The sequence below is a fragment of the Jiangella alkaliphila genome (assembly GCF_900105925.1).
Classification (GTDB): Bacteria; Actinomycetota; Actinomycetes; order Jiangellales; family Jiangellaceae; genus Jiangella; species Jiangella alkaliphila.
Genome location: NZ_LT629791.1, coordinates 3153937 through 3167983 on the forward strand (window position 1 = coordinate 3153937; position 14047 = coordinate 3167983).

A 14047-nucleotide genomic window follows, 5' to 3' on the forward strand; every position below is an offset into this window, starting at 1 on the left:
CGGTCGCGTGCCCCTAGCGGCCGGGCCGCGAATGCTCGCGGAACGGCGTTATTTCGGCACGGTGCGCGAGCGTGTCCAGCCCGACGGCGACGGCGAGGACGAGACCGGTCGCGATCAGCCGGATCGCCGACGACGCGCCCAGCAGGTCCAGGCCGTTGGCCAGCGAGCCGACCACCAGCGCGCCCAGCAGCGCCGACCACACCGTGCCGCGGCCGCCGAACAGGCTGGTCCCGCCGATGGCGGCGGCGGCGACCGCGGTGAGCATCAGGTCGGTGCTGCCTGACGACTGGTTGACGGCGAGCAGCCGCGACGCGGCGAGGATGCCGCCGGTGACGGCCAGCACCGAGGCCAGCATGAACACGACCAGGCGGATCCGGTCGACCGCGATGCCGGCCCGGCGCGCCCCCGACGCGTTGCTCCCGGTCGCGACGGCGTGACGGCCGAGCTTCGTGCGGCGCACGACCAGGTCGCCGCCGGCGAGCAGCACGAGGAACACCACCACGGCGAGCGGCACGCCGCGGTCGGCGTTGAACACCGCGACGGCCACCGGCGCGCCGATGGCGGCGACCACCCACGGCCAGACCCGCCGCGCCGGCCGCGGCCGTTCGTTGCGCAGGTACCCGACGATCGCGAGGACGGCGCCGCCGCTCGCCACAGCGGCGATCAGCCAGCCGAGCCCCGGCGCGAGGAACGTCCCCGCGATGGCCACCAGCTGCGGGTCGTCGATGTTGACGCTGCCGGTGTCGCCGAGGACCAGCAGCAGCGCGCCCTGCCACGTCAGCAGCCCGGCCAGCGTCACCACGAACGACGGGACGCCGACCCGCGTCACCATGGCCGCGTGCAGCAGCCCGACCAGCGCGCCGGTCAGCAGCCCGGCGAGGATCGCCAGGACGGCCGGCCAGTCCTGCTTCACGCTGAGCACGGCGGTGACGGCCGCGCCGAAGCCCGACACCGCGCCGACGGACAGGTCGATCTCGCCGATCAGCAGCACGAGCACGACCGCCACCGCGACGGCGCCCACCGCGACGATCTGCAGCATCAGGTTCGTGAGGTTCACCGCCGACAGGAAGCGCGGGTTGCTCAGGCTCATGACCAGCCAGATGATGGCGAGCGCGGCCGGCGGCGCCCAGCGGCCCAGGCGCGCCGGCGACACCGACCCGCTCACGGCGCCCCGCCCTCGGTCAGGCCGGCGACGGCGCACTCCTGCTCGAGCCCCTCGCAGATCTCGTCCACCGACCAGAAGCCGTCGGCGACGACGGTCGCGGCGATCGTCTCGCGCGTGACGGCGACCGGCTCCAGCATCAGCGCGGGGATGCGTCCCTGGCCGTTGTCGACCCAGCTGTTGCGCAGGTCGTCCGGCGGCTCGCCGGTCCGCGCCAGGCTGACGGCGACGTCGGCGGCCATCTCGGCCTGCGTGCGCACCGCCTTGTAGACCGTCATGTACTGGTCGCCGGTGAGGATCCGGCGGATCGCCGCCAGTTCGGCGTCCTGCCCGGTCACCGGCGGCAGCGGGTCGAGCCCGGCGGCCTTCATCGCGGCGATGGCGCCGCCGGCCACGCCGTCGTTGGCCGCGTAGACGCCGGCGACGCGGTCGCGGCCCAGCGTCGTCAGGGCCCGGTCCATCGCCTCCTGTGCCTGGTCGGGCGACCAGTCGGGCACGTCGACCTCGGCGCCGACGGTGACACCGGCGGTGTCGAGGACGCTGTGCGCGCCACGGCGGAACAGCGCGGCGTTGTCGTCGGTGGGCGAGCCGTTCAGCACCACCAGCTCGCCGCCGGTGTCGCCGACGGCGGCCAGCAGGACCTCGGCCTGCAACACGCCGACCTGCTCGTTGTCGAACGTGACGTGGAAGTCGACCGGGACGTCGAGCACGAGCCGGTCGTAGCTGACCACCGGGACGCCGGCCGCGTGCGCCAGGCGGACGATGACAGCGGCGGACCTGGAGTCGACCGGGTCGAGCACGAGCACGTCGGCGCCGTTGGTGAGCGCGGCCTCGGCCTGGGCCTGCTGGTGGGCGGCGTCCTGGTCGGCGTTGCTGACCAGCGTCTCGCAGTCGGCGCACACCTCCTGGACGCGGTCGACGAACGCCGGGCGGTCGTGCGACTCGTAGCGGGCGGTCTTGTTCTCCGGCAGCAGCAGGGCGATCTGCAGCTCGTCGGACCCGCCGGCGGCCGTGCCGCAGGCCGCCGCCCCCAGCGCCAGGGCGAGGACCGCGGGCAGGGCGGCGGCGAGCAGGCGTCGGCGGCCCATCACCGGTCCGTCGTGAAGCGGTAGCCGGCCCGCGGCTCGGTGACGATCAGCTCGGTGCCCTCGGGTCCTTCGAGCTTGGCCCGCAGCCGGCCGACGTACACGCGCGTGTACTCCGTCTGCGTCTCGTAGCCCGGCCCCCACACCCGGCGCAGCAGTTCGGCGTGCGACAGCAGCCGGCCGGGGTTCATCGCCAGCTCGCGCAGCAGCGCGTACTCGGTGCGGGTGAGGTGCACCCGCTTGCCGCCCTTCGTGACCAGCTGGGCGTCGAAGTCGATGCGCACGTCGCCGACCCGCACCTGCGGCGCCACCGGGCGCGGCTCGGCCGGACGGGCCCGGCGCAGCATGGCGTTGATGCGGGCGAGCAGTTCCTCGATGCCGAACGGCTTGGTGAGGTAGTCGTCGGCGCCCAGGTTCAGCGCCCGGACCTTGTCGGTCTCGCCCCGCCGCGCCGACAGCACGATGATCCCGACGTCGGACCGGTCGCGCACCGCCCAGCACAGGTCGAAGCCGTCGTGGCCGGGCAGCATGAGGTCGAGCAGCACGACGTCGGGCGCGGTCTCGTCGAGCAGCCTGAGCAGGTCGGAGCCGTCCGTCGACACGACGACCCGGTAGCCGCGGGCGGTGAGGTTGGACCGCAGGACGTCGACGATGATGCGGTCGTCCTCGACGATGAGGACGCCGGGAGCCTCAGCCATCGTTCTCCTCGTCGTCGGCCGGTTCGACCGGCAGTGTCACGCGGAAGCTCGACTCGGGCCCGGCCACCAGCTCGACTCGGCCGCCGTGCGCCGCGGCGATGCCGCGGACGATGGCCAGTCCCAGCCCGGCGCCGGTGCTGCCCTCGCCGCGCACCCGCGGCTCGAAGATCCGCTCCGCGACCTCGGGCGGGATGCCGGGGCCGTCGTCGCTGACCAGCACCTCGACCGACGTGCCGCCGCTGACCGCCGCGGCGGTGACGCGCACCGCGCCGTCGGGCCCGCCGTGGCGGACCCCGTTCTCCAGCAGGTTGACGAACACCTGCTCGAGGCGGTCGTGGTCGGCCCAGATCGGCGGCAGGTCGGCGGCGACCGCGACCTTGACGCGGTCGGGGTGCGGCACGCAGCTGCGGGCCGCCTCGAGGACGAGCCGCACGTCGGTCCAGTCGGGGCGCAGGCGCAGCAGGCCGGACTCGATGGCCGAGGAGTCGAGCAGGTCGCCGACCAGGCGCTCCATGCGCGCGGACTCCGTCGTGATGGCGGCGAGGAACCGGTCGATGGAGTCGGGGTCCCAGACGAGGTCGCGCTGCTGCAGCGTCGAGGCGTACCCGTGGATCGCGGTCAGCGGCGTGCGCAGCTCGTGGCTGAGGTGCTGCAGCACCTCGCGCTGCAGCTGCTGAGAGCGCCGGGCGGCGGCCGCCTCGCGGCGCGCGCTCTCGAGCATCTCCCGCTCCAGGGCGAGAGCGAGCGACCGGCGCGCGTCGTCGAGCAGCTCGACGGCGTCGCGGGACGGCTCCGCGGGGTCGTCCCAGCGGGCCAGCAGCAGCCCGGTGCCGCCGGGGATCGGCAGCCCGGCGATGGCCAGACCGTCGCCGAGGCGCCGCGGCCGGTCGATCCCGGCAGGCGCCGCCTCGGCCAGCTCGCGCAGCCCGTGCGGGTCGGACTCAGAAGACTCGTCGAGGTCGATGTGCACCCACCGGGGCCCGCCGCCGGTGAGCTCGGAGACGTCGGTCAGCAGCATGCCGGCCGCCCGGGCACCGAGGCCGCGGCAGAGCGCGAGCAGCGCGGCGGACAGCCCGCCGTCGACGCGGTCGGGACCGGCCAGCGTCTCGAGCATCGCCCGCAGCGACTCGAGGATCTCGTTGCGCCGGCTGACCTCCTCGATCAGCCGTTCGCGCTCGATCGCACTGGCGGCGTGGCCGGCGTAGAGCGAGACCAGCTCGCGGCGGTCGGCGTCGAGGCGGCCGGCGGAGGTGCTGAACCCGGTGATGGTGCCCAGCACGCCGGTGGAGCCGACGATCGGCGCGGACCACGCGCTGCGCACCCCGGCGGCGGAGGCCTGCTCGAGGTAGCCGGTCCAGGACGACTCGTCGCTCAGGTCGTCCATGACCACCAGCTGGCCGAGCGCCGCCGCCGTCCCGACCAGGCCGCCGGCCGACCCGACCGGCACCAGCGCGGCGTCCTCGGCCAGCGCCGGCGGCACGCCGATGGCCGCGGTGCGGCGCAGCAGCGGCCCGCGCGGCGCGCGGTCGAGCAGGTGCACGCAGAGCATGTCCTGGTCGAGGGCGGCCGCCGTGGCCGACACCACGAGCGGCAGCGACGCGGCGGGGTCGGCGGCGGAGAGCTGCTCGACCAGGCTCTTCAGACGGTTGAGCTGACGGCGCGCCGCCGACTCGGTCTCGATGCCCGACATCAGCGCCGCGACGTCGTCAGAGTGGACCTCGGCCGGCGACACGGTCGCGACGATGCGGCCGTGGCGGAGCACCACGATGCGGTCCGCCAGCGCGAAGACCTCGTCGAGATCGTGGCTGACCAGCAGGATCGCCCGGCCGTCGTCGCGCAGGCCGCCCAGCACGCGCATGATCTCCGCGCGGCGCAGCACGCTCAGCGACGCCGTCGGCTCGTCCAGCACCAACAGGTCGGCGCCGGTGGACAGCGCCCGGGCCAGCGCCACCTCCTGCCGCTGGCCGCGCGACAGTGTGTCGACCCGGGCCCGGACGTCGGTGAGCTGCGAGCCGAACCGCTCGAGCGCGTGCCGGGCGTCGGCGGCCATCCGGCCCTCGGCCAGCAGGACGCGGGAGTGCTCGCGGCCGAGGAAGATGTTCGCCACGACGTCGAGGTCGTCGCAGAGCCCGAGGTCCTGCCAGACCACCGCGACCGGCGCCCGGGCGACGCCGGCGGTGGCCTGCACCTCGACCTGGCCCTCGTCGACGTCGGTGTCGCCGGTGATGCACCTGACCAGCGTCGACTTGCCGGCGCCGTTCTCGCCCACGACGGCGACGATCTCGCCGCCGCGCACGCTGAGCGACACGCCGTCGAGCGCTCGCAGCCGCCCGTAGCGCTTCGTCACGCCACGCAGCTCGAGGATCGGCCCGGCCGTGCCGCGGCGGCCGTCGCCGTCGGTCATGCCACTATCATCCCCCCGCTGGCGCGAGACCTCGCGGTCGGCCGCCATCGTGACTCGCCGACGACGGCCGACCGTGCCATCGGCGCGTCAGCGCAGCGTGCGGACGAACTCCTCGATCGGGGCGGCGGGACGGCCGAGCAGCCGCTCGAGGTCCGGCGTCGGCGTGCCGAACTGCGGCAGCCGCAGCAGCGGCAGGATGAAGGCCATGCCGCCGGTCTCGTCGTCGGCCAGCTCCCGGAAGGTGACGCCGAGGGCCTCGGCGAGCTGCGGATACGTCCAGCCGGGGCCGCGCAGCTCGTAGACGGCCTTCTCGTGGCCGGTCCCGGTCAGGACGGCGCTCGCGGCCAGCGCGAGGTCGGCGATCGGCGCGGTGACCAGCGGCTGCCCGATCGCCGGCGCTGCCAGCTCGCCGGCCTTCACCGCGGCCGCCGCCAGGTCCGCCGTCACCAGCTCCTCGGTGTAGAAGGTGTTGCGCAGGAACGTGTACGCGATGCCGGTGTCGCGGATCGCCCGCTCGGTCGTCGTGTGGTCGGCCAGGAAGCTCGCGCCGTCCTCGGCGGTGATGGCGCTGGTGTAGACGATGTGCCCGACGCCGGCGGTCTCGGCCGCTGCCACCACGTTCGCGTGCTGGCGCGGCCGCACGCCCGGCGACGTGTCCGACGCCGACACGAACAGCAGCCGATCGGCGCCGGCGAACGCGCGGCCGAGGCTGGCCGGGTCGTCGTAGTCGGCCTGGCGCACCTCGACGCCGCGCTCGGCGAAGGGCCGCGCCTTCTCCGGGTCGCGCGCCACGACGGCGACCTCGCCGGCCGGCAGTTCGGCGATCAGGTCGTCGACCACGACGGGCCCGAACCGGCCGGTCGCCCCGGTCACCACGATCATGACTGTCTCCGTTCACTCAAGGGTCTGTTCTCGCGACGATCGCGACGTTACGCTGGAGACTCACCCAGCGAAAGTACGTACCTTGAGGTAACCAACGGAGGTGGGCGTGAGCATCGAGGTCAGCAAGGGCCTGCAGGCGCTGCAAGGTGACGTGTTCGACAGCAACTGCCCGTCGCGCGGCATCCTGGAGCACGTCACCAGCCGGTGGGGCGTGCTCGTCCTGGCCGCGCTGGGGGAGCGCGAGCAGCGCTTCGGCGAACTGCACCGGCGCATCGGCGGGGTGAGCCAGAAGATGCTCGCCCAGACGCTGCGCGCGCTGGCCGCCGACGGCTTCGTCGAGCGGACGGTCATCCCGGCCGCGCCGCCGCAGGTCAGCTACCGGCTGACCGCGTCAGGCGACCAGGTCGCCGCGCACGTGGTCGGGCTGGTGGGCTGGATCGAGCAGAACCTGCCCGCCATCCTGGCCGCCCGCGAGGGCCAGCCGGCGCCGTCCGACACCCCCTAGCGGTCCTCGTCCTCCTCGTCATCCTCGGGCGGGATGCCCGGCGACTCCGAGCCGCGCCCCGGCGGGCTCGTCGGGACGCCTGGCGATTCCGAGCCGCGCCCGGGTGGAGTGGTCGGGACTCCCGGCGATTCCGAGCCGCGCTCCGGTGGGGTGGCCGGGACGCCCGGCGATTCCGAGCCTTCGTGGTTTGTCATGGGAATGCCCCTCTCTCGATCCCGCCGACTGCCGGGTACCCGGATGGCGCCGCCCGAAACAGTCACCCCGCCCGCCCGGCCCTCGTTGATCTTGGAGTTCTGCGGCCATCTATCGGACATTTCACCCAGCAATTCCGGCCTTTCTCCAAGATCAACTTCGCCGCGGGATCGGCGGGCCGGCGGGGCAGGCGGGCGGGGAGGGACGGAGGGACGTCAGGGGAGCGGGCCGCGGCGTTCCTGGTCGCGGAACCGGGTCGGCGGCAGCCCGACCCGGCGGGTGAACACGCGGGTGAAGTAGCCGGGGTCGTCGTAGCCGGTGCGGGCGGCGACGGCGACGACGGGCAGGTCGGTGGTGGCCAGCAGTTCCTTCGCGCGGGTCAGCCGGGCGCGCAGCACGAACTCCTTGGGGCTGCAGCCGGCCGCGCGCCGGGTCGCCTCGCGCAGCGCCGCCTCCGTCAGCCCGAGCGTGCGGGCGTGAGCGGCGACGGTGACCGGCAGGCAGGCGTCGCGCAGCAGGGTGGCCAGGACGGGGTCCGCCACGGGGTCGGGGACGGCCGCGCGGCGGGTGGCGAGGATCAGCTGGTGCATGGCCGCCGCGGCCAGGACGTCGGTCGACGGGTCGTCAGGGCGGCAGGCGCGGGCCAGCGCGCCGAACGCCACCTCCAGCCCGGCCGCGTCGGCCACCGGGGTGACCGGCTCGTCGCGGGGGAGGTAGCCGAGGTCCTGGTAGGCGCGGGCGGCCGGGCCGTCGAACAGCGCCCACCATTCGTTCCAGCCGCCGGCGTCCGGGCCGTACCCGTGCTCGACGCCGGGCAGCAGCCAGAACAGCGTCGGCGCGACCAGCGGCTGCTCGCGCCCTCCCCACCGCAGCCACCCGGCGCCGCTGGACAGGAACACGAGGGCGTAGCAGTCCAGCGTGCGGCCGTGCAGCGTCGACACCCGGCCGGCCATGGTGCCGGCGGCGAGGCAGACCAAGCCGAGCCGCCGATGCCGGGCGTCCGGCGTGAGGTACCGCGTCCACGACGCGACGCCGCTCATGACTCCAGAGCGTAGAGCTCCGCCGCCGTCGCGCCGGTGACGCGCGCCAGTTCCGTCTCGGGCAGCGGCCCGAGCAGCCGGGTCAGCGTCTCGGCCGGCGCGGGATACGGGCCGACGCCCAGCACGTGCGGGTAGTCGGTGCCCCACAGCAGCCGGCCCGGGCCGAACGCCCACCAGCAGGCCCGCACCAGCGAGCCGAGGTCGGCGTAGGGCGGGCCGGACGCCGACAGGGCGTACAGCCCGGACACCTTGACCCAGACGTTCGGCAGCTGGGCCAGCGCCACGAGGTCGCGCACCGACGGCGAGTCCGGCGGGCACAGCCCGAGGTGGTCGACGACCACGCGGACGTCCGGGTGCCGCTCGGCCAGGGGCGCGACGGCGCCCAGCTCGCCCGGCTGCACCAGCAGCCCGACGACGACGTCCAGCTCGGCCGCCGCCGCCCAGAGCGCCGGGTCGTCCACCGGCCCGACCAGCCGGACGCCGCGGTAGCCGTACTCGCCGACCAGCGCCCGCAGCGTGTCCGCGGCGCCGGGTGTCTCCGGCTCGACCAGGCAGACGCCGGCCAGCCGCCCGTTCCCGCCGGCCAGCACGGAGGACAGGTACGTGTGGTCGTAGCCGTGCGCCCGCGGCTGCACCAGCACGGCCGCGTCGACGCCGGCGGTGTCCATCAGGCCGAGCAGATCCTCCGCCGGATGCGCCTGCGACGGCTCGGGCACGCCGCCGACCGGTGCGTACGGTCCAGCGGACCAGACGTGGGCGTGCGCGTCGACGATCATCGTCCGGTGAGCACCAGCCTTCCACGGTCGGCCGCCAGCCGCCCGGCCTCGATGAGGATGGCGGCGCCGGCGACCGGAGGCGCGCCTGTGCCGTCGACCAGCCGGTCCGCGCGGAACAGGGATGCCGTCATCGGGCGGTCACGGTACCGGAGCGGTGGTGCACCGCGTCCAGTACCGTCTCAGGATTCGCGAACGGCGCCGGCAGGCCGCCGGTGTGCACGAACACCGGCGTCCGATCCGGCCCCATCGCCGACGACCGCGCCTCCGTCCTCCTCGGCGACGCGCCCGCTCGAGCGCAGGCGCTTCGTGTCACCGGTGATACCGTTGGTCTATGAGCGAAGTCACCATCCGAGACCTCCGGCATCACGGCGGCGACGTGCTGCGCCGGGTCGCCGCGGGAGAGTCGGTGACGGTCACCCGCGACGGCGACCCCGTCGCCGAGCTCCGGCCGCTGCCGAAGCGGCCGCTGCCGGCCGGCGAGTTGCTCCGACGCTGGCGAGGGCTTCCCGACGTCGACCCGCAGCGGCTGCGCGACGACATCGACGCGGTCCTGGACCCGTCGCTGTGAGCGCACGGCACCTGCGCGGTGTGCTCGACACCAGCACGGTCATCATGCTGCCGCAGCTGACGGAGCCGACGCGGCTTCCAGCCGAGCCGCTGATCACGGCGGTCACACTCGCGGAGCTGTCCGTCGGTCCGCTGGTCGCGTCGACGGAGCGAGAGCGCGCGGAACGTCAGGCGCACGTCCAGCAGGCCGAGGCCGATTTCGATCCGTTGCCGTTCGACCGTGCCGCGGCTCGGACGTTCGGCCGGGTGGCGGCCTCGTTGCGTCGCGCCGGCCGTAAGCCGGCGGCCCGTGCGTACGATGCGATGATAGCGGCCACCGCGCTCTCGAACGAGCTTCCGGTCTTCACCTGTAACCCCCGCGACTTCGAGGGGATCGACGGGTTGGAGGTCGTTGCCGTGCCCTTTGCAGAGCCGGCCGCCGCGGCGACCGAGCCCGGCGGCTGACCGGAAGTCCAAGCGGCCGGGCCGTTTGTCCATGGCGGCGGCGTCCCGTGGCGGGCGAGAGTGGTCGCATGCTCACCTCCAACGGCTACGTGCTCGACGAGTCCGCGCGGCGGCTGGGCGAGCTCCAGCCCGTCCCCGACGCCGAGCGGCACGACCGCGACGCGCTGTGGGACCGGCTGCGCCGCGACGGGTACCTGTTCCTGCGCGGCGCCCTCGACCCGGGCGACGTGCACGGGTTCCGCGCCTACTACGGCCGCTCGGTGGCGCCGTCCGGTGTCTGGACCGGCGCCGAGGACCGCGCGGAGTACCGGCACATCCTGTTCCGGCAGGTCGTGCCCGGGCCGGAGTACGCGGCGTTCTGCGCCCAGCCGGCGGTGCGTGACTGGTACGCGTGGTTCCTCGGCGGCGAGACGTTCCTGCACCGGCGCAAGCTGATCCGGCACGTTCGGCCGGGGGAGTCCGGCGTCGGCACCGCCACGCAGGCCCACTACGACCTCGTCTACCTGCGCGAGGGCACCGATCGGGTGCTGTCGTCGTGGATCCCGCTGGGCGACTGCCCGGTCCCGCGCGGCGGGCTGACGTATCTGGAGGGCTGCCACCACCGGGTCATGGCGCAGGAGCGGGCCGGCACGTTGAAGCTGCCGGCGACGTCCATCACGGCCGACCTGCCGGGGCTGGCCGACGAGCACGACGCGCGCTGGTTGGTCGCCGACTACGAGGCCGGCGACATGGTCGTCCACTCGGCCTACACGGTGCATGCCGCACTGGACAACGTCGACGACGACTACCGGCTGTCGACGGACATCCGCTACCAGCGGGCCGCCGACCCGATCGACTGGCGCTGGCAGCAGCACTGGCACGACCGCGACGGGCTCTGACGTCCCCAGCGTGATGTCCGCTGTGTGAGACAAATCACGTCGGCGCAAGCCATCGCGGGCCGGTCGCCGTACTCCTCTGGACCGAAGGAGGAGACCCATGCTCAGCATCCGCAGCCGTACGTTCGCGAGCCTGGCCCTGACGCTCGTCCTGGCCGCCGGCGCGACCGGCGTCGCGCAGGCCGCCCGCGACACCAAGCCGCCGACCGCGCCGGCGAACCTGCGCACCACCGCCGTGACGCAGACGACGGCGAACTTCGCCTGGAACCCGTCCACCGACAACGTCCGCGTCACCGAGTACGCGCTGTGGGCGCCCGGCCTGCCGATCGTGCGGGTGCCGGGCAATCAGACCACCGCGCAGGTCACCGGGCTGCACCCGAACACGTCGTACACGTTCAAGGTCCAGGCGTGGGACGGCTGGAACTGGTCGTTCCCGAGCGAGCGGACCATCACCACCCCGCGGGAGACGACGGCGCCGACGGTGCCGGGGAACCTGCGGCTCGGCGACAACGTCTTCGGCACCCCGGTCGACGGCGTGACGGCGTCGACGGCGCTGTTGCGCTGGGACCTGGCCACCGACGACTTCGGGCCGGTCGACTACGAGGTGCTGGTGAACGGCGCTCCGACGGACGACGCGTGGTCCATCGCGCCGGCGGGCAGCCCGGCACGGACGGCGCAGGGTTCCTGGGTCCGCCAGCTCGAACCCGGCACCACCTACACGTTCACCGTCCGGGCCAGGGACGGCTCCGGCAACGTGTCGGCGGTGAGCAACCTCGTCACCGTCAGCACCGACGCGAGCGGCGACACCGTCGCGCCGACCCGGCCCACGCTGATCTCCGCCGGCGACGGCGGCACCAGCTACTGCCCGGAGGAGCTGTGGCTGCGCTGGACCGGCTCGTCGGACGACGCCGACGCGGCCACGGCGATCGAGTACGAGGTCCGCGTGAACGGCACCATCATCGACGTCGCGCGCGGCGCCACGAGCTGGATCACCTACACCGACGTCGCCGGCGCCAACGTCGTCACGATCGTCGCCGTCGACCGCGCGGGCAACGCGTCGGCCCCGAGCAACCCGATCACCGTCAACGTCCAGTGGGGCACCGAGTGCCCGGCCTGACCTGACGACACGCGCCCCTGCCGCATCAGGCCGGTGCGGCAGGGGCGCGCGTGTGTGACGAGGTCAGCGTAGCGACGGCTGGCCCGGCTCGTCCTCCTGAGCGGACAGGTCGAGGACGGAGATGCCGGTGGCCGCGTTCGCCCCACGGCCGATCGCGTCGTACACCTCCGGCCGGGTCGTCTTGAGGAACTGCGCCCAGAGCAGCCCGATGACGGCGGCGACGAGGAAGAGGCCGGGCAGGATCCACCGCTCCGGCGCGTCCGATGCGACGCCGATCAGGATGTCGTAGTTCGCGATCGCCAGGATCACCACGATCACCAGCAGGATCATCGCCAGCACCGGCGCGATGACCCGGCGCCATGTGTTCTCACCGGACGGGTGCCGGGCGAAGAACACGATCACCGCCACCGAGGTCAGTGCCACCAGCGCCAGCACCCCGAACCCGCCCGTGGTGCCGAGGTTGAAGAACAGCTGCACCAGCGGGTCGAGGTCGAAGATCGCGTAGACGAGGATGACGACCAGGCCGATGACGCTCTGCACGACCGACGCGGCCACCGGCGCGCCCGACGACGGCGACGTCCGGCCCAGCGCGGCGGGCAGCACCCGCTCGCGGCCGAGCGCGAACACGTACCGGGCGACGGTGTTGTGGAAGGAGATCATCGCGGCGAACACCGAGGTGACGAACAGCGTCTCGCCGATGTCCACCCAGGTGGCGCCGAGGAACTCGTCGGCCTGGATGAAGATCACCCCGTTCTGGAACTCCTGCGCGAACGGGACGATGTTGTCCGGGCCGGCCGCTACCGTCATCGCCCACGACGCCAGCACATACACCACGGCGACGACCGCGATGGAGATGTACGTGGCCAGCGCGATGGTCCGCTTCGGGTTGCGCGACTCCTCCGAGTACACGACCGACGCCTCGAAGCCGACGAAGCCGAGCACGGCGAGCACGAGGATCGCGCCGGCGCCGGACTCGAACAGGTTCCCGACTTCCAACGCCTCGAAGGAGACGTCGCCGCCGGCCGGGTTCGCGAGGCTCGCGAACGCGTAGATGAGGATGATCGCCATCTCCGCGAGCAGCAGCACCGCGAGGATGGTGCCGTTGACGTCGATGCGCAGAACGCCGAGGATGCCGACGATCGCCCAGGCGACCAGCGCGATGACCCACCAGTCGACGCTGATGCCGAACCAGTCGTCGAGCTGCGGGGCGGCCGCGACGCCGATGATGCCGTAGAGCCCGACCTGCAGCAGGTTGTACGCCAGCAGCGCCATGTACGCCGCGGAGACACCGGCCGGCCGGCCGATGCCGTGCGTCACGTAGGTGTAGAACGCGCCCGCGTTGGTGATGTGCCGGGACATCGCGACGTAGCCGACGGCGAACAGTGCCAGCAACAGACCGATCGCGGCGAACGCCACGGGCAGGCCGATGATGCCGGTGACCGCGAAGCCGGTGGTCACGACGCCGGCGACGACGGTGAGCGGCGTCGCGGCGCTGAGGACGAAGAACACGACGGCGGGAACGCCGAGCCTGTTGCTGGCGAGCGTCCGCGACACGCGGTCGGCGCCCAGGCGGCTCGAATGGGACACGGGGACTCCTCGGGATGTGGAGCTATCGGGGGCTGAGGGTGGCGTCACCCACAGCTGCTTCTGTATGGGCCAGAACCTCTCGCATCGACATGGGCATCGATCCGACCGCGGCGGCGATGTGGCGCAACGTGACGGCGTCGCCGTCCCACCACACCCCCTTGGTGAAGCCGGTCACCGCGACCAGGCCGGCCAGCATGGCGTCATGGAAGTCGAGCGGGTCGCCGCGGTTGACCAGCCCGTACAGCCGGTCGGTCGGCCAGGCGGCGACCTTCGGATCGACCGGCAGGTACCGGACGGACGAGCCGAACAGCTTGCGGGTCTTGACCGGCTCGATCTCACCCTCGCGGGCCAGCCGGACCGCGACCCGCTCGAGCGCGCTCTGGGAGAGGAACGCCAGCCAGGTGCGCAGCGACCGGCTCTGCTGGTCGGCTACGAGCTGACGGACGATCCGGTAGCCCAGGTCGTCGGCCGGCGGCTGGGCGCCGGTCAATGACAGGGTGCCCGACGCGACGTGCAGGTTGTTGTTGAGGATCAGCTCGCCGAGCAGCGCGCCGGCCAGCCCGAGCCCTGCGGCTCGAGCGTTCAGCCGGAGCTTGCCGCTGCCGACGTCGTGGACGATGTGGAAGAAATCATTGGCCAGCAGCACTCCGCCTGCACCTCCACCCCGGGTGCGAGGACCGGGATGAGAACGGACGGCCGGGGCCATACGGGAC

The 14047-nt window shown here is 73.6% G+C and carries 15 protein-coding genes; 5 read left to right on the forward strand and 10 right to left on the reverse strand.

Annotation, left to right across the window (positions count from 1 at the left end):
* Positions 1–13: 13 nt before the first annotated feature.
* The 5 genes from BLV05_RS14605 to BLV05_RS14625 form a co-directional block, all read right to left on the reverse strand.
* On the reverse strand, positions 14–1165 hold the full coding sequence (locus BLV05_RS14605; protein ID WP_046767468.1) for a sugar ABC transporter permease: 1152 nt from the start codon (positions 1163–1165) through the stop codon (positions 14–16).
* Positions 1162–2250, reverse strand: a complete 1089-nt coding sequence (locus BLV05_RS14610) for an ABC transporter substrate-binding protein (RefSeq protein ID WP_046767340.1) — start codon at positions 2248–2250, stop codon at positions 1162–1164. Before BLV05_RS14610 ends, BLV05_RS14605 begins: the two co-directional genes overlap by 4 nt.
* The gene (locus BLV05_RS14615; RefSeq protein ID WP_046767339.1) at positions 2250–2945 is read right to left on the reverse strand and encodes a response regulator transcription factor; all 696 of its coding nucleotides are present in this window, start codon (positions 2943–2945) and stop codon (positions 2250–2252) included. The genes BLV05_RS14610 and BLV05_RS14615 overlap by 1 nt, the downstream gene beginning before the upstream one ends.
* Complete coding sequence (locus BLV05_RS14620) at positions 2938–5349, reverse strand: ATP-binding cassette domain-containing protein (protein WP_052762210.1); 2412 nt, start codon at positions 5347–5349, stop codon at positions 2938–2940. The genes BLV05_RS14615 and BLV05_RS14620 overlap by 8 nt, the downstream gene beginning before the upstream one ends.
* Before the next feature lie 87 nt (positions 5350–5436).
* A complete protein-coding gene (locus BLV05_RS14625; RefSeq protein WP_046767338.1) occupies positions 5437–6231 on the reverse strand; it encodes an NAD(P)H-binding protein in 795 nt (264 codons plus the stop codon).
* A gap of 106 nt (positions 6232–6337) precedes the next feature.
* Here BLV05_RS14625 and BLV05_RS14630 point away from each other — a divergent pair, with 106 nt between their 5' ends.
* Positions 6338–6736 carry a winged helix-turn-helix transcriptional regulator gene (locus BLV05_RS14630; protein ID WP_231948820.1) on the forward strand — a complete coding sequence of 133 codons (399 nt, stop codon included), beginning with the start codon at positions 6338–6340 and terminating at the stop codon, positions 6734–6736.
* 407 nt (positions 6737–7143) lie between these two features.
* Here the strand turns inward: BLV05_RS14630 and BLV05_RS14635 are convergent, their stop codons facing one another.
* Genes BLV05_RS14635 through BLV05_RS38205 form a run of 3 tightly spaced genes read right to left on the reverse strand, consistent with a single transcriptional unit; the run spans position 7144 to position 8875 of the window.
* The gene (locus BLV05_RS14635) at positions 7144–7968 is read right to left on the reverse strand and encodes an AraC family transcriptional regulator (RefSeq protein ID WP_046767337.1); all 825 of its coding nucleotides are present in this window, start codon (positions 7966–7968) and stop codon (positions 7144–7146) included.
* Positions 7965–8744, reverse strand: coding sequence for an amidohydrolase family protein (locus BLV05_RS14640; RefSeq protein ID WP_052762209.1), 780 nt, complete (start codon positions 8742–8744; stop codon positions 7965–7967). Before BLV05_RS14640 ends, BLV05_RS14635 begins: the two co-directional genes overlap by 4 nt.
* Positions 8741–8875 (reverse strand): hypothetical protein, encoded by a 135-nt coding sequence (locus BLV05_RS38205; RefSeq protein ID WP_267884845.1) that lies wholly within the window; start codon positions 8873–8875, stop codon positions 8741–8743. The genes BLV05_RS14640 and BLV05_RS38205 overlap by 4 nt, the downstream gene beginning before the upstream one ends.
* Before the next feature lie 200 nt (positions 8876–9075).
* On the opposite strand from BLV05_RS38205, the gene BLV05_RS14645 reads away from it, so the two are divergent.
* The 4 genes from BLV05_RS14645 (at position 9076) to BLV05_RS14660 (ending at position 11747) form a co-directional block, all read left to right on the forward strand.
* Positions 9076–9312, forward strand: coding sequence for a type II toxin-antitoxin system Phd/YefM family antitoxin (locus tag BLV05_RS14645; protein ID WP_046767336.1), 237 nt, complete (start codon positions 9076–9078; stop codon positions 9310–9312).
* A gap of 44 nt (positions 9313–9356) precedes the next feature.
* Positions 9357–9755 carry a type II toxin-antitoxin system VapC family toxin gene (locus BLV05_RS14650; protein WP_046767464.1) on the forward strand — a complete coding sequence of 133 codons (399 nt, stop codon included), beginning with the start codon at positions 9357–9359 and terminating at the stop codon, positions 9753–9755.
* A gap of 68 nt (positions 9756–9823) precedes the next feature.
* Positions 9824–10633 (forward strand): phytanoyl-CoA dioxygenase family protein, encoded by an 810-nt coding sequence (locus BLV05_RS14655; RefSeq protein WP_046767335.1) that lies wholly within the window; start codon positions 9824–9826, stop codon positions 10631–10633.
* A gap of 97 nt (positions 10634–10730) precedes the next feature.
* Positions 10731–11747, forward strand: coding sequence for a fibronectin type III domain-containing protein (locus tag BLV05_RS14660; protein WP_046767334.1), 1017 nt, complete (start codon positions 10731–10733; stop codon positions 11745–11747).
* 63 nt (positions 11748–11810) lie between these two features.
* On the opposite strand, the gene BLV05_RS14665 is transcribed toward BLV05_RS14660, so the two are convergent.
* Both BLV05_RS14665 and BLV05_RS14670 read right to left on the reverse strand, forming a co-directional pair.
* Complete coding sequence (locus tag BLV05_RS14665; RefSeq protein ID WP_052762241.1) at positions 11811–13301, reverse strand: APC family permease; 1491 nt, start codon at positions 13299–13301, stop codon at positions 11811–11813.
* A 55-nt stretch (positions 13302–13356) separates the two neighbouring features.
* The gene (locus tag BLV05_RS14670) at positions 13357–13980 is read right to left on the reverse strand and encodes a GOLPH3/VPS74 family protein (RefSeq protein ID WP_052762208.1); all 624 of its coding nucleotides are present in this window, start codon (positions 13978–13980) and stop codon (positions 13357–13359) included.
* Positions 13981–14047 lie beyond the last annotated feature (67 nt).